This window comes from Duganella sp. BJB1802 (assembly GCF_013369445.1).
Taxonomy (GTDB): Bacteria; Pseudomonadota; Gammaproteobacteria; order Burkholderiales; family Burkholderiaceae_D; genus Rugamonas; species Rugamonas vulcania_A.
This window is the reverse complement of sequence record NZ_JABWEF010000007.1, coordinates 120,975-138,926: the sequence shown is the minus strand read 5'-3', so window position 1 is coordinate 138,926 and position 17,952 is coordinate 120,975. Positions and strand designations below refer to the sequence as shown.

Annotated in this window: 24 protein-coding genes; 2 read left to right on the top strand and 22 right to left on the bottom strand. The window is 63.5% G+C overall.

What is annotated here, in order from left to right:
• Positions 1 to 49: 49 nt before the first annotated feature.
• Positions 50 to 1,999: a DUF885 domain-containing protein gene (locus tag HUX88_RS13290; protein ID WP_176362072.1), complete on the top strand. Its 1,950-nt coding sequence runs from the start codon at positions 50 to 52 to the stop codon at positions 1,997 to 1,999.
• A gap of 108 nt (positions 2,000 to 2,107) precedes the next feature.
• A complete protein-coding gene (locus HUX88_RS13285; protein WP_217916317.1) occupies positions 2,108 to 2,551 on the top strand; it encodes a coiled-coil domain-containing protein in 444 nt (147 codons plus the stop codon).
• A gap of 2 nt (positions 2,552 to 2,553) precedes the next feature.
• Here HUX88_RS13285 and tatC read toward each other — a convergent pair whose 3' ends face one another.
• From tatC to mlaD, 22 genes are all read right to left on the bottom strand, one after another.
• Positions 2,554 to 3,309, bottom strand: coding sequence for a twin-arginine translocase subunit TatC (gene tatC, locus HUX88_RS13280; protein ID WP_161095273.1), 756 nt, complete (start codon positions 3,307 to 3,309; stop codon positions 2,554 to 2,556).
• Positions 3,310 to 3,804, bottom strand: coding sequence for a Sec-independent protein translocase protein TatB (gene tatB, locus HUX88_RS13275; protein ID WP_176362070.1), 495 nt, complete (start codon positions 3,802 to 3,804; stop codon positions 3,310 to 3,312).
• 40 nt (positions 3,805 to 3,844) lie between these two features.
• The gene (tatA, locus tag HUX88_RS13270; RefSeq protein ID WP_117012745.1) at positions 3,845 to 4,048 is read right to left on the bottom strand and encodes a Sec-independent protein translocase subunit TatA; all 204 of its coding nucleotides are present in this window, start codon (positions 4,046 to 4,048) and stop codon (positions 3,845 to 3,847) included.
• Positions 4,049 to 4,173: 125 nt separating this feature from the next.
• Positions 4,174 to 4,545 carry a histidine triad nucleotide-binding protein gene (locus HUX88_RS13265; protein ID WP_176362069.1) on the bottom strand — a complete coding sequence of 124 codons (372 nt, stop codon included), beginning with the start codon at positions 4,543 to 4,545 and terminating at the stop codon, positions 4,174 to 4,176.
• 21 nt (positions 4,546 to 4,566) lie between these two features.
• Positions 4,567 to 4,905 (bottom strand): phosphoribosyl-ATP diphosphatase, encoded by a 339-nt coding sequence (locus HUX88_RS13260; RefSeq protein WP_117012191.1) that lies wholly within the window; start codon positions 4,903 to 4,905, stop codon positions 4,567 to 4,569.
• Positions 4,902 to 5,363, bottom strand: a complete 462-nt coding sequence (hisI, locus tag HUX88_RS13255; RefSeq protein ID WP_117012192.1) for a phosphoribosyl-AMP cyclohydrolase — start codon at positions 5,361 to 5,363, stop codon at positions 4,902 to 4,904. Before hisI ends, HUX88_RS13260 begins: the two co-directional genes overlap by 4 nt.
• Before the next feature lie 13 nt (positions 5,364 to 5,376).
• On the bottom strand, positions 5,377 to 6,138 hold the full coding sequence (gene hisF, locus HUX88_RS13250) for an imidazole glycerol phosphate synthase subunit HisF (protein WP_161089581.1): 762 nt from the start codon (positions 6,136 to 6,138) through the stop codon (positions 5,377 to 5,379).
• Complete coding sequence (hisA, locus tag HUX88_RS13245; RefSeq protein WP_161083055.1) at positions 6,138 to 6,929, bottom strand: 1-(5-phosphoribosyl)-5-[(5-phosphoribosylamino)methylideneamino]imidazole-4-carboxamide isomerase; 792 nt, start codon at positions 6,927 to 6,929, stop codon at positions 6,138 to 6,140. Before hisA ends, hisF begins: the two co-directional genes overlap by 1 nt.
• 32 nt (positions 6,930 to 6,961) lie before the next feature.
• Positions 6,962 to 7,600 (bottom strand): imidazole glycerol phosphate synthase subunit HisH, encoded by a 639-nt coding sequence (gene hisH / locus HUX88_RS13240; RefSeq protein ID WP_117012195.1) that lies wholly within the window; start codon positions 7,598 to 7,600, stop codon positions 6,962 to 6,964.
• Between the two features lie 10 nt (positions 7,601 to 7,610).
• Positions 7,611 to 8,201 (bottom strand): imidazoleglycerol-phosphate dehydratase HisB, encoded by a 591-nt coding sequence (gene hisB, locus HUX88_RS13235; protein WP_117012196.1) that lies wholly within the window; start codon positions 8,199 to 8,201, stop codon positions 7,611 to 7,613.
• 19 nt (positions 8,202 to 8,220) lie between these two features.
• Positions 8,221 to 9,315 (bottom strand): histidinol-phosphate transaminase, encoded by a 1,095-nt coding sequence (gene hisC, locus HUX88_RS13230; RefSeq protein ID WP_176362068.1) that lies wholly within the window; start codon positions 9,313 to 9,315, stop codon positions 8,221 to 8,223.
• Between the two features lie 13 nt (positions 9,316 to 9,328).
• The gene (locus tag HUX88_RS13225) at positions 9,329 to 10,147 is read right to left on the bottom strand and encodes a site-specific DNA-methyltransferase (protein ID WP_117012198.1); all 819 of its coding nucleotides are present in this window, start codon (positions 10,145 to 10,147) and stop codon (positions 9,329 to 9,331) included.
• On the bottom strand, positions 10,144 to 11,460 hold the full coding sequence (gene hisD / locus HUX88_RS13220) for a histidinol dehydrogenase (protein WP_176362067.1): 1,317 nt from the start codon (positions 11,458 to 11,460) through the stop codon (positions 10,144 to 10,146). The genes HUX88_RS13225 and hisD overlap by 4 nt, the downstream gene beginning before the upstream one ends.
• Before the next feature lie 6 nt (positions 11,461 to 11,466).
• Positions 11,467 to 12,129, bottom strand: a complete 663-nt coding sequence (hisG, locus tag HUX88_RS13215) for an ATP phosphoribosyltransferase (protein ID WP_176362066.1) — start codon at positions 12,127 to 12,129, stop codon at positions 11,467 to 11,469.
• A 1-nt stretch (position 12,130) separates the two neighbouring features.
• Entirely contained in the window at positions 12,131 to 13,381 is a 1,251-nt protein-coding gene (murA, locus tag HUX88_RS13210) for a UDP-N-acetylglucosamine 1-carboxyvinyltransferase (RefSeq protein ID WP_117012201.1), read from the bottom strand.
• Positions 13,382 to 13,383: 2 nt separating this feature from the next.
• On the bottom strand, positions 13,384 to 13,620 hold the full coding sequence (locus tag HUX88_RS13205; RefSeq protein ID WP_117012202.1) for a BolA family protein: 237 nt from the start codon (positions 13,618 to 13,620) through the stop codon (positions 13,384 to 13,386).
• 16 nt (positions 13,621 to 13,636) lie between these two features.
• The gene (locus HUX88_RS13200) at positions 13,637 to 14,404 is read right to left on the bottom strand and encodes an ABC transporter permease (protein ID WP_161089573.1); all 768 of its coding nucleotides are present in this window, start codon (positions 14,402 to 14,404) and stop codon (positions 13,637 to 13,639) included.
• A complete protein-coding gene (locus HUX88_RS13195) occupies positions 14,401 to 15,315 on the bottom strand; it encodes an ABC transporter ATP-binding protein (protein ID WP_117012204.1) in 915 nt (304 codons plus the stop codon). Before HUX88_RS13195 ends, HUX88_RS13200 begins: the two co-directional genes overlap by 4 nt.
• Positions 15,316 to 15,496: 181 nt before the next feature.
• Positions 15,497 to 15,922 carry an STAS domain-containing protein gene (locus tag HUX88_RS13190; protein WP_176362065.1) on the bottom strand — a complete coding sequence of 142 codons (426 nt, stop codon included), beginning with the start codon at positions 15,920 to 15,922 and terminating at the stop codon, positions 15,497 to 15,499.
• Between the two features lie 11 nt (positions 15,923 to 15,933).
• The gene (locus HUX88_RS13185; RefSeq protein ID WP_117012206.1) at positions 15,934 to 16,578 is read right to left on the bottom strand and encodes a phospholipid-binding protein MlaC; all 645 of its coding nucleotides are present in this window, start codon (positions 16,576 to 16,578) and stop codon (positions 15,934 to 15,936) included.
• 31 nt (positions 16,579 to 16,609) lie between these two features.
• Positions 16,610 to 17,473 (bottom strand): VacJ family lipoprotein, encoded by an 864-nt coding sequence (locus tag HUX88_RS13180; protein ID WP_117012207.1) that lies wholly within the window; start codon positions 17,471 to 17,473, stop codon positions 16,610 to 16,612.
• Complete coding sequence (gene mlaD, locus HUX88_RS13175; RefSeq protein ID WP_117012208.1) at positions 17,470 to 17,940, bottom strand: outer membrane lipid asymmetry maintenance protein MlaD; 471 nt, start codon at positions 17,938 to 17,940, stop codon at positions 17,470 to 17,472. The genes HUX88_RS13180 and mlaD overlap by 4 nt, the downstream gene beginning before the upstream one ends.
• Positions 17,941 to 17,952 lie beyond the last annotated feature (12 nt).

Sequence of the window (17,952 nt, the reverse complement as noted above, 5' to 3'; positions counted from 1 at the left end):
TCGCTTCGGCCCGGCACGCCCGGCCACTTTTTCGACAAGGCTGTTCAAGATGATCAAGACAAAAATCGCCCTGGCTGTATTGATGACGACGCTCGCCGTCGCACCAGCCGGCGCCACCACACACCACAAGGCCGCCCACACTGCGGCCAAGGGCAAGAGCAGCGCCAAATCCACGCACGCCACGCACGCCAAGAGCGGCGGCAAGTCCGCCAAGGGCAGCAGCAAACACAGCACCAGCAAAGGCAAGGGCAAGACCAAGGCCGTCGCCGCCACCGCCGTGGCCGCCGCAGCGGTGGCGCCGTCGCTGAAGCCGTCCGGCACGCCGGAGCGCCGCCAGGACCGCTCCTTCGACGGCCAGAGCAGCCAGTTCCTGAACGCGCTGTGGCGCATCGATTCGGAAAGCGCGATCTACGCCGGCAAGTACGACACCGCCGCCACGCTGTCCATCCCCGACAAGGCCGGCCAAGCCAAGGAGCTGGCCTTCATCGACGAGTGGAAGCAGCGTTTCGGCGCCATCAACGCCAGCCAGCTGTCGGCCAAACAGCGCACCGACCTGGCGCTGCTGATCAACAAGCTCGACAGCGACCGCTTCCGCCTGACCACCTTGAAGGAATATGAGTGGAACCCGGCCAGCTACAACGTGGCCGGCCCGATCGACTTGATCTTGAACACGGAATACGCGGCCCAGCCGCAGCGCCTGCGCACGCTGCTCAAGCGCATCGCCGGCATTCCTGCCTACTACGAGGCGGCGCGCGCCAACATCGTCAACCCGACGCGCGAGCACACCCGCCTGGCGATCGCCCAGGCGCCCGGCGTGCAGACCTTGCTGACCGAGGTGGACAAGGCGGCCCAGGCGTCGATCCTGACGCCGGTGGAGAAGCAGCTGTTCACCCAGCGCGTGAACGCGGCGCTGACGGCGGTGGACGGCTACGTCGCCTTCCTGACCGAGATGGACAAGCAGATGGACACCACAGGCCGCCGCACCTTCCGCCTGGGCAAAGACTTGTATGAGCAGAAGTTCGCCTTCGACATCCAGTCCGGCAGCACGGCAGAGCAGACCTACCAGAAGGCGCTGGCCGCGCGCGAGGAGCTGCTGGCCAATATGGAGCGCATCTCCGACGAGCTGTGGGACAAGACCATGGGCGCCACCGCCAAGCCGGCCGACCGCTTTGCCAAGATCGGCATGGTGATCGACAAGCTGTCCGAGCGCCATGTGAAGCGCGAGGATTTCTTCGCCGAGATCCGCCGCCAGGTGCCGGTGCTGCAGGACTGGGTGATCAGCCACAACCTGCTGACGCTGGATCCGAAGAAGCAGCTGGAAGTGCGCGCGACGCCTGCCTACCAGGCCGGCGTGGCGGGCGCCAGCATCGATGCGCCGGGGCCGTATCGCCCGCAGGACCGCACCTACTACAACGTGACGCCGCTCGACGGCGCGACGCCGGAGGCGGCCGAGAGCAGCCTGCGCGAGTACAACTATTGGATCCTGCAGATCCTCAACATCCACGAGGCGATACCGGGGCACTACGCGCAGCTGGTGTATGCGAACAAGTCGCCGTCGATCGTCAAATCCATCTTCGGCAATGGCGCGATGGTGGAGGGCTGGGCGGTGTATGGCGAGCGCATGATGCTGGAGTCCGGCTACGGCGACAACGCGCCGGAGATGTGGCTGATGTATTCGAAGTGGAACCTGCGCAGCGTGACCAACACCATCCTCGACTACAGCGTGCACGTGCTGGGCATGACCGAGGAGCAGGCCATCGATTTGCTGACGCGCCAGGCGTTCCAGACACGCAGCGAGGCGGTGGAGAAGTGGCATCGGGTGCAGGTGTCGTCGGTGCAGCTGACCAGCTATTTCAGCGGCTACAGCGAGATCATGGAATTGCGCGAGCAGCGCAAGCAGCAGTTGGGCGCGAAGTTCAACCTGAAGGAATTCCACGAGCAATTCCTGAGCTACGGCAGCGCGCCGGTGCGGGTGATCAAGGGCTTGATGACGCAGTAGGATCACGGCCGTTTGCGTGCGCGCAAACGGCTCATCCATTGATTCGATAGGGTGGGAGCTGGCCTGCGTTTTGGCTGGCTTCTGCTACTATTTAATCAGGGAGTGATGATGGACATGCCTATCAAATTCGACACACTTGCTTACGCAAAAAAACTCGAGGAAGCCGGGCTGCCTCAGCAGCAAGCCGAGGCTCAGTCGCTGGCCTTGCGCGACGCACTAGCCGAGTCCACTGTAACGCCCGGCGATCTGGTATTGCTGAAGACGGATGTTGTTGCCCGTATAGAGATGCTGCGCAGCGAAGTGCAAGCGCAGATCGAAAAGCTGCGTGGCGACCTGCAAGGGCAAATTGCAAAGCTGCGTGATGATCTGCAAGCGCAGATTGAAAAGCTGCGTGACGACCTGCAAGGGCAGATCGAAAAGCTGCGTGGCGACCTGCAAGGGAGAATCGATGCTTTGAAAGCACATATGGATGCCAGATTCAACATACTATATGTCCTGACCGGGCTGTCCTTGCTGCTGCACGTAGTCACGCTGGTGAAACTGTTTTCCTGAGATCAGGCCTTCTCTTCCGGCGCCGTCGACATGCGCACGAACATCGGCGCCACCAGCAGGCCCAGTTCGAACAGCAGGCACATCGGAATCGCCAGCGAGAACATGCTGACCGCGTCAGGCGGCGTAACGATCGCAGCCACCACGAAAGCGCCCACGATGGCGTAAGGCCGTATCTCCTTCAGCTTGGCCACGCTGACCAACCCCATACGCACCAGGATCACCACCACCACCGGCACCTCGAAGGTCGCGCCGAACGCCAAGCACATCGACATGACGAAATCCAGATAATTCTCGATATCGGGCGTCACCGCGATCGACTGCGGCGAGAACTCGGAGATGAACTGGAACACGCGCCCGAACACCAGAAAGTAGCAGAACGCCACGCCGGACATGAACAGCACCGACGAGGAAATCACCAGCGGCGCGATCAGCCGCTTCTCGTGCGCGTACAGGCCGGGCGCCACGAAGGCCCACAGCTGGTACAGCACCCACGGCAGCGACAGGATGATGGAGATGACCAGCGTCACCTTCATCGGCACCAGGAACGGCGAGATCACGCCGGTGGCGATCATCTTCGAGCCGACCGGCAGCGAGGCGATCATCGGCCGCGCGATGTAATCGTAGATCTGCGACGGACCAGGCCAGATCATCAGCGCGATGCAGACGATGGCAATGCCGATCGATGCCTTGACCAGACGGTCGCGCAGTTCGATCAGGTGAGAGATAAAGGTCTCTTCGCCCTTTTCAGGAGTAGTCATTTAGTAGAACGAAGAAGAGGAGTTGCTGCCGGGGCGGAAGCGCGCCACGCGCGCGGCGCCGGAGGTCACGTGCATCTTGCCGCCGTGGCGCTGCTTGTACCAGCCGGGGATGGCCGAATTGCGCACCAGCTTCTTGCGGCGGAACTCGCGCGCCTTGCGCGACAGATCGTCGGTGGTGACGTGGCTGATGGCCGGCGTGTGGATGGTCGGCGTGTCGTGCCAGGCGTTTTCCACCTCGGCCACGTGCTGCGACATCGAATTCTCGACGTCCGCCTTCACGCTCTCGGCCGCCGCCTGTACTTCCTTCTGGAGGTTCTTCAACTCTTCCAGTTCGATCTCGCGCGAGACTTCGGATTTGACTTCGTTGAGGTAGCGCTGGGCGCGGCCGTACAGCGTCCCGGCCATGCGGGCCACCTTGGGCAGCTTTTCAGGACCGATGACGACCAGCGCAACCACGCCGATCACAGCAAGTTTGGTAAGACCGAGATCGATCATAAGGTGGTTTCAGCCTGGCAGGGAGCAGCGCTCCCCCGGCTTACTTCTTCTCTTTAGCGTCGACGTCGATGGTGCCGGGCGCGGCTGGCGTGGCCGGCTTGTCGTCCTCGCCCTTGACGCCATCCTTGAAGCCCTTGACGGCCTTGCCGATGTCCGAACCCATGTTGCCCAGTTTCTTGGTACCGAAAACCAGCATCACGATGACCAGCACGATCAGCCAGTGCCAAATACTGAATGAACCCATCATATTCCCCTTGCAAGGCGCGCGCGCCCAATTTATCCGTTGATTCGAGAACTGCTGCGACAGTATAAGCGAACCGCAGCCTGTCATGTAGATGTCATGTGGCTAGCGATATCCCGCCAAAGTGACTAGCGTTGCCCGCGCCAAGGGTGCGGGCCGCCGATCACGTGCAGGTGTAAATGGTACACCTCCTGGCCGCCATTCGGTCCACTGTTAATCAGCGTCTTGTAGCCGCCGGTCGGCGAGCCGTCCGCATCATAGCCGACGCCGCAGCCGGCTTCCTCTGCCAGACGGGGGGCCAGCGCCAGCATCTTGCCCAGCAGCGGCGCCTCGTTGGCGCTGCAATCGGACAGCGTCGAGAAATGTTTCTTAGGGATCAGCAGCAAATGCACCGGCGCGGCCGGGTTGATGTCCTTGAAGGCCAGCAGGTCTTCGTCTTCGTAAACGATGGCGGAAGGGATTTTCTTTTCAGCTATCTTGCAAAACAGGCAGTTTTCCACAACGACTCCGTGAGTGGGGGGTTATTCCTTGCGGGCGGCTTTTTCCTCGATGCCGGAGACGCCTTCGCGGCGCGCCAGCTCGTCGAGCACCTGCTGCGGCTTCAAATCGAACTGGGCCAGCAGCACCAGCGTATGGAACCACAAGTCGGCCACCTCGTACAGCACCTTGCCGCTGTCGCCGCCGGCGCGCGCATCCTTGGCGGCCATGACGGTCTCGGTGGCTTCCTCGCCGATTTTCTTCAGGATGGCGTCGTCGCCCTTGGAGAACAGCTTGGAGGTGTAGGACGTGGCGGGATCGCCCCCGTTGGCCAGTTTGCGCGACTCGATGATGTCGGCCAGGCGGTCCAGGATAGTGCTCATGTCGGTTTCTTTGCTTTGGTTTTCGCCACGGTGGCGGGGGTGTAGATTTCCGATGGGTCCTTCAGTACCGGCTCGGTGTTCTGCCAGTCGCCTTCCAGCGCGTCGCCCTCGAACTTCTGGAAGAAGCAGGAATGGCGGCCGGTGTGGCAGGCGATACCGCCGGCCTGCTCGATCTTCAGCAGCACCACGTCCTCGTCGCAGTCGAGGCGGATCTCCAGCACCTTCTGCACGTGGCCGGACTCCTCGCCCTTGTGCCACAGCTTCTTGCGCGAGCGGCTCCAGTAGACGGCCTCGCCCAGCTCGACCGTCTTGGCCAGCGCTTCGCGGTTCATCCAGGCGAACATCAGCACATCGTTGCTGCCCGCTTCCTGGGCGATGACCGGCACCAGGCCGTGCTCGTCCCATTGGACCTTCTTCAGCCATTTAGCCTTGGCCAAGGCGCTTGGGGTAGTCGACATCGTCATTTTCCGTTTAAACCAGGCGCATCGGAATGCCCTGCTGCGCCATGAACCGCTTGGCTTCCTGCACGGTGTGCTGGCCGTAGTGGAAGATGCTGGCCGCCAGCACGGCGTCGGCCTTGCCCAGCTTGATGCCGTCGGCCAGGTCCTGCAGGCCGCCGACGCCGCCCGAGGCGATCACCGGGATGTTGATCGCGTCGGACACGCCGCGCGTCAGGCCCAGGTCGAAGCCGGACTTGGTGCCGTCGCGGTCCATGCTGGTCAGCAGGATTTCGCCGGCGCCCAGCTGTTCCATTTTCTTCGCCCATTCGATGGCGTCGATGCCGGTGGCCTTGCGGCCGCCGTGGGTGAACACTTCCCACTTGCCCGGCGAGGTCTGCTTGGCGTCGATCGCCACCACGATGCATTGCGAGCCGTGCTTTTGCGAGGCGTCGAACACCAGCTGCGGATTCGACACCGCCGACGAGTTCATGGCGACCTTGTCCGCGCCGGCGTTGAGCAGGCGGCGCACATCGGCCACCTCGCGCACGCCGCCGCCCACGGTCAGCGGAATGAACACCTGCGAGGCCACAGCCTCGATGATGTCCAGGATCAGGCCGCGGTTGTCGCTGGTGGCGGTGATGTCGAGGAAGGTCAGTTCGTCGGCGCCCTGCTCGTCGTAGCGGCGGGCGATTTCCACCGGGTCGCCGGCATCGCGCAGCTCGGTGAAATTGACGCCTTTGACGACGCGGCCATCGGTCACGTCCAGGCAAGGGATGATGCGTTTAGCGAGCATTATTCTTCCGTGTCTTCTTCGACCACGTCGCCGCTCAGTTCGTCCGCGCGCAACTGGGCCGAGGCCAGGTCAATGGTGCCTTCGTAAATCGAACGGCCGCAGATCACGCCTTCGATGCCTTCGTCCTGCACCGCGCACAGCGCTTCCACGTCGCCCAGGTTGTGCAGGCCGCCCGAGGCGATGACCGGGATCTTGACCGCCTGCGCCAGCTTGACGGTGGCTTCGATGTTCACGCCACCCATCATGCCGTCGCGGCCGATGTCGGTGTAGATGATCGATTCCACGCCGTAGGCCTCGAACTTCTGCGCCAGGTCGATCACTTCGTGGCCGGACATCTTGCTCCAGCCGTCGGTGGCGACCTTGCCGTCCTTGGCGTCCAGGCCGACGATGATGTGGCCGGGGAAGGCGCCGCAGGCGTCGTGCAGGAAGCCCGGCTCCTTGACCGCGGCGGTGCCGATGATGACGTAGCTGATGCCGGCGTCCAGGTAGCGCTCGATGGTGTCGAGATCGCGGATGCCGCCGCCCAGCTGCACGGGGATCTCATCGAGGTCGTTTTCCTCGGCGTACTCCTGCACCACTTTCAGGATGGCCTTGACCGCGGCCTCGTTCTTCGGCTTGCCGGCGAAGGCGCCGTTCAGGTCGACCAGGTGCAGGCGGCGTGCGCCCTGTTTCAGCCAATGCAGAGCCATGTCGGCCGGATCTTCGGAAAATACGGTGGCGAGTTCCATATCGCCTTGTTTCAAGCGAACGCAGTGACCGTCTTTGAGGTCGATGGCAGGAATGAGCAGCATGATGGTTTAGGTAGATTTAGGGGTAAATGAAATCAAGGGTTCCAGTGAACGAAATTTTTGTACAACTGCAATCCGGCCGCGGCGCTTTTCTCCGGGTGGAACTGGGTCGCAAAAATATTATCACGGGCGACGGCGCAGCTGAACGGCGCACCGTAGACAGTTTGTCCGACGGTGTGCTCGGCCAGCGCGGGCTGGGCGAAATAGCTGTGCACGAAATAGAAGTAACTATCGTCCGCGATATCGCGCCACATCGGGTGAGACGCGGTTTGATGGACTTGGTTCCAACCCATCTGCGGCACCTTGAAGCGCGAGCCGTCCTCCTGGATCTGGCCGTCCAGCTGGAAGCGCACCACCTTGCCGGGCAACAGGCCCAGGCCGGCGGCGTTGCCTTCCTCGCTGACGTCGAACAGCATCTGCTCGCCGATGCATACACCCATCAGCGGCTTGGTTTTGGCGGCCACCAGCAACGCGTCCTGCACGCCGGATTCGCGCAGGCTGCGCATGCAGTCCGGCATGGCGCCCTGGCCGGGCAGCACGATGCGGTCGGCGGATTCGATGTCGGCAACCTCGCCGGAGATCAGCACGTTGGCCTCGGGCGCGACGGCGCGCAGGGCCTGCGCGACCGAGCGCAGATTGCCCATGCCGTAATCAACTACTACGATTTTTTTCATGATGTGTGTTTTACAGACTGCCCTTGGTCGACGGGATCGTGCCGGCGGCGCGCGGGTCCAGCTCGGACGCCATGCGCAGCGCGCGGCCGAAGGCCTTGAACACGGTTTCGCACTGGTGGTGGGCGTTGGTGCCGCGCAGGTTATCGATGTGCAGCGTCACCAGCGCGTGGTTGACGAAGCCGCGGAAGAATTCCAGCGTCAGGTCGACATCGAAGGTGCCGATCATCGCGCGCGTGAACGGGATGTGGTACTCGATGCCAGGCCGGCCGGAGAAGTCCAGCACCACACGCGAGAGCGCCTCGTCCAGCGGCACATACGAATGGCCGTAGCGGACGATGCCCTTGCGGTCGCCGATGGCCTTGGCCACGGCCATGCCCAGCGTGATGCCGACGTCTTCCACCGTGTGGTGGTTGTCGATATGGATGTCGCCGGTCGCTTCCACTTCCAGGTCGAACAGGCCGTGACGGGCGATCTGGTCCAGCATGTGGTCCAGGAAGGGCACGCCGGTGTTCAGCTTCTGCTGGCCGGTGCCGTCAAGGTTGATCGAGACGCGCACTTGCGTCTCGTTGGTGTTGCGGGTGATTTCTGCGGTGCGGTTCATGAAAGGCTCGCGATGGGTCTCAGGATGCCAGCGATGCGGCGAAGGCATCGAGGAAGGCGGAATTCTCTTCCGGGGTGCTGACCGTGATACGCAAACAATTGGCCAGCACATCGTGCATTTTACCTACATTTTTGATTAATACCTTGCGGGACAGCAGTTTCGCATAGGCATCATCGGAATTCGGCACCCGTATCAAGATAAAATTCGCCGCCGACGGGAAGACCTGCACCCCGGGCATGGCGGCCAATGCAGCCATCAGATCGGCGCGTGCGGCGCGCAAATCGGTGGCCTGCTGGTTCAGCACCTCCACGTGGTCGAGCGCGAATTCGGCCGCTGCCTGCGTCAACACGTTGATGTTGTAAGGAGGCCGCACTTTGTCGAATTCGGCCAGCAATTCCGGCGCCGCCGACATGTAGCCGAGGCGGATGCCGGCCAGGCCCAGCTTCGATACGGTCCGCATCACCACCAGGTTGTCGAATTCCGGCAGGCGGTGCATGAAGGTCTGCTGCGCGAACGGCTCGTAGGCTTCGTCGACCACGGCCAGGCCGAAGCCGTCCAGCGCCCTGATGATGGCGACGATGTCGTCCGCCGCGAACAGGTTGCCGGTCGGGTTGTTTGGATAGGACAGAAACACCAGCGATGGCTTGTGCTTGGCGATCGCCGCCAGCATGGCCGGCAGGTCCAGCGTCAGGTCGGCCTTCAACGGCACGCCCACGTAGTCCATGCCCGCGAACTGCGCCGAGCGCTGGTACATGACGAACGACGGCGTCGGCGCCAGCACCACGGCGCGGCGGTCCTGCAGCGCGCAGCCGGTGCACAGGATCGAGATCAGTTCGTCGGAGCCGTTGCCCAGCATGACGTCATAACCGGCCGGCACGCCCAGCTTGGCGCGCACGCGCTCCTTGATGGTGGCGTAGGAGGCGACCGGATAGCGGTTCAGCGTCACGTCCACCAGGCGGTTGGCCAGCTCCTCGCGCAGGTGATGCGGCAGGTGGTAAGGGTTCTCCATCGCATCCAGTTTGATATAGCCACTCGCGTCGGCGACATGGTAGCCATGGATGGCGCGCACGTCGGAGCGGATGGTGGTGTTGACCAGGGTGTCGATGGAAGACATCTTACTAAGGCTCCTATGAGTTGATTAAACTTCGTTTGACGGCTGACTTCTTCTTTTTTTCCGGCGGTGCGGGCACCTCCGGCATCGCCAGGCGTTCGGCGATGATGGCGCAGTAGTCGGGATTGAGTTCGAAGCCGACGAAATTGCGGCCGCAGCGCTTGGCCGCGATGGCCGTCGTGCCGCTGCCCATGAACAGGTCCAGCACCACGCCGTCCGGCGGGCACGAGGCCTTGACCATGCGCTCGATGATCTCCAGCGGCTTCTGCGTGGGATGGTCGGCGCGCTCGGGATGCTCACGGTGCAGGCGCGACACGCTCCACAAATCCTTGGGGTTGTAGCCCACCTCCAGCCACTTGGCGCCGACGAAGATCGAGCGCGAACGGGCCTTCTTGGTTTCGGCGTCGTAGGGAATCCGCACCGAGTCCAGGTCGAAGTAGTAGTCCTTGCGGCGCACGAAGAAGCCGATGGTGTCGTGCACCGACGAGTAGCTGCGCACGCTGCCGCCCATCGACGGCACGCGGCGGTCCCAGATAATCTCGTTCATCATCGTCATGCGCTTTTTCAGCAGCACGAAGATCTCCGGGGAAAAGCGCCAGGTCAGGAAGATGTACAGGCTGCCGTTGGGCTTGAGCTTGGGCAGCGCGGCGTCGATCCACTGCTCGGTCCAGCGCAGGTACTCCTCCACCGTTTGCGAGTCGGAGTCGTTGCCGTAGTCCTTGCCCAGGTTGTACGGCGGGTCGGTCAGTATCAGGTCGATGGAACCGTCCGGGATGCGCGCCAGTCCGGCCAGCGCATCCTCACAGAAGACCTGATTGATCCACGCTTCGCTCATTTGAGGCGCAGCTCCGCGCTGCGGGCGTGCGCCTGCAGGCCTTCGCCGTAGGCCAGTTCCGCCGCGACCTTGCCCAGCGTTTGCGCGCCGGCTTCGCTGACGTGGATGATCGACGAGCGTTTCTGGAAATCGTACACGCCCAGCGGCGACGAGAAGCGCGCGGTGCGCGACGTCGGCAGCACGTGGTTCGGGCCGCAGCAGTAGTCGCCCAGCGATTCGGACGAGAAGCGGCCGAGGAACATGGCGCCGGCGTGGCGGATCTGGTCGGCCCACTGCTGCGGGTTCTCGGCCGAGATCTCCAGGTGCTCGGCGGCGATGCTGTTGGCGATGGCGCAGGCTTCGGCCATGTCGCGCACCTTCACCAGCGCGCCGCGGTCGGTCAGCGAGGTGCGGATCGTTTCCGCGCGCGGCATCGTCGGCAGCAGCTTGTTGATGCTCGCTTCCACCCTGGCGATGTAGTCGGCGTCGGGGCACAGCAGGATGGCTTGCGCCAGCTCGTCGTGCTCGGCCTGCGAGAACAGGTCCATCGCGACCCAGTCTGGATCGGTGGTGCCGTCGCAGATGATCAGGATTTCGGAAGGGCCGGCGATCATGTCGATGCCGACGATGCCGAACACGCGGCGCTTGGCGGCGGCCACGTAGGCGTTGCCGGGGCCGACGATCTTGTCGACCGGCTGGATGGTCTCGGTGCCGTGCGCCAGCGCGGCGACAGCCTGCGCGCCGCCGATGGTGATGACGCGGGTGACGCCGGCGATCGCGGCGGCGGCCAGCACCATCTGGTTCTTCACGCCGTCCGGGGTCGGCACCACCATGGTGATCTCGCCGACGCCGGCGACGTGCGCGGGTATCGCGTTCATCAGCACCGACGATGGGTAAGCCGCCTTGCCGCCGGGGACGTAGATGCCCACGCGGTCCAGCGGCGTGACCTTCTGGCCCAGCACCGTGCCATCGGCTTCGGTGTAGGTGAAGCCGTTCAGCTCCTGCTTCTGGCGCTCGTGGAACACGCGGATGCGCTGCGCGGCGGTGTGCAGCGCGTTGCGCTGCGCTTCGGGAATCGCGGCCAATGCGGCCTGCAACTCGGCCTCGGGGATATCGAAGGCGGCCATGCTGGCGGCGCCGCCGTTCGGGATGCGGTCGAAGCGATTGGTGTATTCCAGCACGGCGGCGTCGCCGCGCGCCTTCACGTCGGCCAGGATGCCGGCGACGGCGCGTTCGATCGCTTCATCGGTGCTCGCTTCAAATGCCAGCAGGGCGTCCAGTGACTTTTTGAAATCGGCTTGGGTGGAATCGAGCTTGGTGATTTGAATCGGCATGATGGTTTACTTTTTAGAGGCGCGTTCGAAGGCTTCGATAATCGGTTGCAGGCGGGCGCGCTTGAGCTTCAACGCGGCCTGGTTGACGATCAGGCGCGACGAGATGTCCATGATCGCCTCGACTTCTTTCAGGTCGTTGGCGCGCAGCGTGTTGCCGGTGCTGACCACGTCGACGATGGCGTCCGACAGGCCGACCAGCGGCGCCAGTTCCATCGAGCCGTACAGCTTGATCAGGTCGACGTGCACGCCCTTCTTGGCGAAGTGCTCGCGCGCGGTCTCCACAAACTTGGTGGCCACGCGCAGGCGCGCGCCCTGGCGCACGGCGGTCTCGTAATCGAAGCCGTTGCGCACCGCGACCGACATGCGGCAGGCCGCGATGTGCAGGTCGATAGGCTGGTACAGGCCTTCGCCGCCGTGCTCCAGCAGCACGTCCTTGCCGGCCACGCCGAAGTCCGCCGCGCCGTGCTGCACATAGGTCGGCACGTCGGTGGCGCGCACGATGATCACGCGCACATCGGGATCGTTGGTCGACAGGATCAGCTTGCGCGAAGTCTCCGGATTCTCGGTGACGGTGATGCCGGCCGCTTCCAGCAGCGGCAGGGTGTCCTCGAAAATACGTCCCTTCGACAGCGCGAGGATCAGCTGCGAGTTGGCCTGGAATGCGCTCATGTTATTTAATCCGTTTGATGTTGGCGCCGACCGCGGACAGTTTTACTTCCATCTGGTCGTAGCCGCGGTCGAGGTGGTAGATGCGGTCGATCAGCGTTTCGCCGCGCGCGGCCAGCGCCGCGATCACCAGCGACGCCGAGGCGCGCAGGTCGGTCGCCATCACGGGCGCGCCCACCAGCTGCTCGACGCCTTTGATGAAGGCGGTGTTGCCATCGGTTTCAATCGACGCGCCGAGACGATTCATCTCCTGCACGTGCATGAAGCGGTTTTCGAAAATCGTCTCGGTCACGCGGCTGGCGCCGTCGGCGATGGTGTTCACCGCCATGAACTGCGCCTGCATGTCGGTCGGGAAGCCGGGGTATTCCGTGGTGCGGAAGGTCACGGGCGTCGGGCGCTTGTCCATCTGCGCGCGGATCCAGTTGTCGCCGATGGTCATCTGCAGGCCGATCTCGCGCAACTTGTCCAGCGCGGCGTCCATGATGTCGACGCGGGTGTTGCGGATCGTGATATCGCCGCCGGTGGCAGCCACCGCGCACAGGAAGGTCGCCGCTTCGATGCGGTCTGAGATCACGGCGTGCTTCGCGCCATGCAGCTCGGCCACGCCCTGGATCGTCAGGCGGTTGGTGCCTATGCCTTCGATCTTCGCGCCCATGGCCACCAGCAGGTTGGCCAGGTCGGTCACCTCAGGTTCGCAGGCGGCGTTTTCCAGCACGGTCTCGCCTTCGGCCAGGGTGGCGGCCATCAGCAGGTTCTCGGTGCCGGTGACGGTGATCATGTCGGTGACAATGCGCGCGCCCTTGAGCTTTTTGCACTTGGCGTAGATGTAGCCGCCTTCGACAGTGATGTCCGCGCCCAGCGCCTGCAGGCCCTTGATGTGCTGGTCCACCGGACGCGAGCCGATGGCGCAGCCGCCCGGCAGCGAGACCTTGGCTTCGCCGAAGCGCGCCAGCAAGGGGCCCAGCACCAGGATCGAGGCGCGCATGGTTTTCACCAGCTCATACGGGGCTTCCAGCTTGTCGATGGCGCTGCCGTTGAGCGTGACCTTGTCGCCGTCCTGCGTCACTTTCAGGCCGGTCTGGCCCAAGAGCTTGAGGATGGTCGCCACGTCGTGCAGGTGCGGCACGTTGGACAGCTCGACGTCGCCCGACGTCAGCAGGCCGGCGCACAGGATGGGCAGGGCCGCGTTCTTCGCGCCGGAGATGTTGATGTCGCCGTTCAGGCGGTTGCCGCCTTGGATGAGGAGCTTGTCCATGCTTATCCTTGGTATTCTTCAGGGGTGAGGGTTTTCATCGACAGCGCGTGGATTTCCTCGCGCATGCGGTCGCCCAGCGCGGCGTACACGATCTGGTGGCGCTGGATCAAACGCTTGCCGGCAAACGCGGGCGAGACGATGATCGCCTGGAAGTGCTGGCCGTCGCCCTCCACTTCGAGGTGGGTGCATTCGAGGCCGGCCGAGATGTAGCCGTGGATCAGTTCTGGAGTGGTAGGCATGATGGGTCCTTAAAAATTAGTGGCGCAACCGGTAGCCGCTGCGCAGCAAGCGTATCGCCAGCAGCGCCAACGCGACCAGGAAGGCGGAGACGATGCTCACGCTGACCAGCGGGTTGACGTCCGACTGGCCGAAGAATCCGTAGCGGAAGCCGTCGATCATGTAGAAGAACGGGTTCAGGTGCGAGACCGTCAGCCAGAACGGCGGCAGCGAATGGATGGAGTAGAACACGCCGGACAGGAAGGTCAGCGGCATGATCAGGAAGTTCTGGAACGCGGCCAGCTGGTCGAATTTCTCGGCCCAGATGCCGGCGATCAGGCCCATGGTGCCGAGGATGGCGGCGCCCAGCAGCGCGAACACCACGATCCACAGCGGCGCCGTGAACGACAGGTGGGCGAACCACGCGGTCACCACGAACACGCCGAAGCCGACCACGATGCCGCGCACCATGGCGGCGATCACGTAGGCCGAGAAGATCTCCCAGTGCGACAGGGGCGTGAGCAGCACGAACACCAGGTTGCCGGTGATCTTGGACTGGATCAGCGACGACGACGAGTTGGCGAAGGCGTTCTGCAGGACGCTCATCATCACCAGGCCGGGGATCAGGAAGGCGGTGTAGCTGACGTCCGAGTATACGGTGACGCGGCCTTCGAGCACGTGGCCGAAGATCAGCAGGTACAGCATGGCCGTCAGGATCGGTGCGGCGACGGTCTGCGTGGCGACTTTCCAGAAGCGCAGCGTCTCCTTGTAGACCAGGGTGCGAAAGCCGGTGGAAATGAAGTTCATACGGTCCCCTTGTCCATGATCTGCAAGAAGATATCTTCCAGGTCAGCTTGTTGCAATTGCATTTCGTCGATCACCGCACCGGATTCGCGCAGGCGCGCCAGCAGGGTTTCGACTTCGGCGTATTCGTTGACGCGCAGGCTGTACTTCTTGCCGTGCTCCGACTCTTCCGGATGCGTGACCAGGTGGCGCAGGTCTTCCGGCAGGTCGCCGGCGGCCAGGTTGACCGTCAGCTGCGAGCCGGAGATGCGGCGGATCAGCGACGCCATCGTGTCGAGCGCCACGACCTTGCCGCTCTTGAGCATGGCCACGCGCTTGCACATGGCCTGCGCTTCCTCCAGGTAGTGGGTGGTCAGCACCACGGTGTGGCCTTCGCGGTTCAGGCGCGAGATGAACTTCCACAGCGTCTGGCGCAGTTCGACGTCGACGCCGGCGGTCGGCTCGTCGAGCACGATCACGGGCGGCTTGTGCACCAGCGCCTGCGCCACCAGCACGCGGCGCTTCATGCCGCCGGACAGCGCGCGCATGTTGACGTCGGCCTTGTTGGTCAGGTCGAGGTTGTGCATCACCTCGTCGATCCATGCGTCGTTGTTCGGCAAGCCGAAGTAGCCCGACTGCAGGCGCAGCGTTTCGCGCACGGTGAAGAAGGGATCGAACACCAGCTCCTGCGGCACCACGCCCAGCTTCTTGCGGGCGGCGCGGAAATCGCCGGTGACATCGTGGCCGTGGATGGTGACCTTGCCGGCGTCGGGCCGGATCAGGCCCGCGATGATGGAAATCAGGGTGGTCTTGCCGGCGCCGTTCGGGCCCAGCAGGCCGAAGAATTCCCCCTCCTCGATGGAAAGGGAGACGCCGCCCAGTGCCTGGAGCGACTTGTAGCGCTTCTCGACATTACTTATTTGGATCGCTGTCATGCTTGACTTATCTGTAAGGTGCGGCGGCGCGAACCGGCGCTGTGTGGCCTAAATGTGCCAAATGGCGGAAGATGCTGCGGGCGCCGCGGCTCTCAGGCAGCGGCAACGTTCAATTATATTGGAAATTCGGATCGGCAGAGCCGGACTGGCTGTTTACCAGGGGAGCGGAGTAGGGCGGGGGTCAATGATGGTGGTGCGAAGACGAGTCGTCGGCGAGACCGGTCTTTTTGGTGAAAAAGGATTCCGGCGCGTCGACCGGGGCAAACTCTTCGTGGGCGGGATTGGCTGGCGCGCCGCAGTCCTGGTCCAGCTTGACGCTGGTCGGGAACAGCAGCGAGCACACGCCGTACAGCTTGGTCAGGCTTTGCAGCGCCGGCGGCAGGTTTTTCAGTTCCAGCTTGACGCCGGCGTCCTGGGCGGCGCGCTGCCACGCCAGCATGACCGACACCGCCACCGAATCCACCGTCAACACATGGCGCAGGTCGAACACGGTCTGGCCGGCCTTGAGGGCCGCCAGGCCGCGCTCCAGCGCCGCGGAGGCGTTGAGCACGGTCAGGGTCGTGAGGGACTGCAGGTTGTCGGTGGCTTCGGAAACGGCGGTGGACATGGCGTTATGGCTTACTTGGCAACGGTTTTCAGGGGCTTGTTGGCCAGCGACTTGTTCTTTTCCGTCAGCGTCTTGATCAGGCCGTCGATGCCGCCCTTGCTGATTTCGGAGGCGAACGTGCCTTTGTAGGTCTCGACCAGCCACGCGCCCAGCACGTTGATGTCGTAGATCTTCCAGCCGGACGGGGTCTTGGCGACGCGGTAGTTCAGCGGGATCGGTTCGCCGCGGGTGACGTTGACCTGCGAGCGCACTTCCACTTCGTTGTCGGACGGGTCGGAACGCATCGGCTTGAACTCGACGGTTTCGTTTTTAATCTGCGACAGCGCGCCCGAGTAGGTGAAGATCAGCAGCGTGCGGAACTGGTCCGACAGCGCTTTTTGCTGCTCGGGGGTGGCGTCGCGCCAGAAGCGGCCGGCCGCCAGCGCGGTCATGCGCTGCGAGTCGACGTAGGGCAGGATCTTGCTTTCGACCAGGTCCAGCACTTTCTTCTGGTCGCCGGCCTGGATGGCCTTGTCGGACTTGGCGGTCTCGATCACTTCCTGGCTGATGCGCTTGACCAGCACGTCCGGCGCTTCGTTGGACGGCGCCGCGGCCGCGTGGGCGTTGACGGCCAGCGCGACAGTTGCCAGGGCGATAAGTTGTTTAATCAATTTCATGTTGTCGTTACCTTTGTGTGGTTCTTCGGGGTCACTGGCTGACGGTTGCCGCAGCCGGTGCGCCAGAGTTTAACTCTTTTGGCGCCGATTCGGATGACACAGGGGTAGAACTTTGTGCGGCGGCGACCGGTTTGGCTTCCGGCTTGGCCTCCGGCTTCACGTCCGGCTCGGCCGAGTCATCCTTGGACGGCTTGCGCGGTGCGTCGTCGCCGTCGGGATGAATCTGGCTTTCGCGGCGCTGCAGGAAGCCGTCGCGGATGAATTCGTAACGGTCCAGCGCGGCGTCTTCCAGCAAACTGGTCGCGTTGAGCAGGTTAGCACGTTGGTCGACGGCGCGGAGCGCGGTACCGGTGTTGCGGATGTAGACCGGCTCCTTGTAGGCCCAGATATCGCCCTTGATGTCCAGCGGCAAGGCCACCGTGTCGCGCACGGTCGAAGGGCCCAGCAGCGGCAGCATCAGGTACGGGCCGGACGGCACGCCCCAGGTGCCCAGCGTCTGGCCGAAGTCTTCCTTGTGCTTTTGCAGGCCGGCTTCCGAGGCGATGTCGAACAGGCCGACGATGCCCAGCGTGGAGTTCAGCGCGAAGCGGGTGACGTCCGACATGCCGGCCTCGCCATGGCCTTGCAGCAGGTTGTTGACGCCGGTCCAGGCGTCGGCCAGGTTGCCGAAGAAGTTGTTGACGCCGGTCTGCACGAAGTTCGGCAGCACGTTGCGGTAGGCCGTCGCGGCCGGCTTGAGCGCGTAGGTGTCGACCGTGTCGTTGAAGCTGAACATGGCGCGGTTGAAGCCCTCGTACGGGTCGCGCGGGTTGGGGCCGGCGCAGCCGGCCAGCAGCACGGTGACGCCCAGCGCCAGTGCGGCGCTGCGGAGGTGTTTCGAGGTGCGTTGCGTCATTTGCTGTCCTTTCCTTCTGCAGCTTTGCTGTAGATGAACTGGTTAATCAGGTCTTCCAGCACGGCGGCCGACTGGGTGCGGGCGATCTTGTCGCCGGCACCCAGGTTGTTGGTGTCGCCGCCGGCTTCGATGCCCACGTATTGCTCGCCCAGCAGGCCGGCGGTCAGGATCTTGGCCGAGCTGTCTTTCGGGAACTTGTAGCCTTCTTCCATGTTCAAGGTTACCAGCGCCTGGTAAGTCTTGTCATCAAACTTAATCTCTCCCACACGGCCTACCACCACGCCGGCCGCCTTGACCGGCGCCTGCGGGCGCAGGCTGCCGATGTTGTCGAACTTGGCGGTGATCGGGTAGGCCTTGCCGAAGGACATGGAACCCATGTTGCCGGCCTTCAGCGCCAGGAACATCAGCGCGGCGACGCCGACGACGATGAACAGACCGACCCAGACATCCAGAGATTTACGTTGCATAGCGATTCCTTA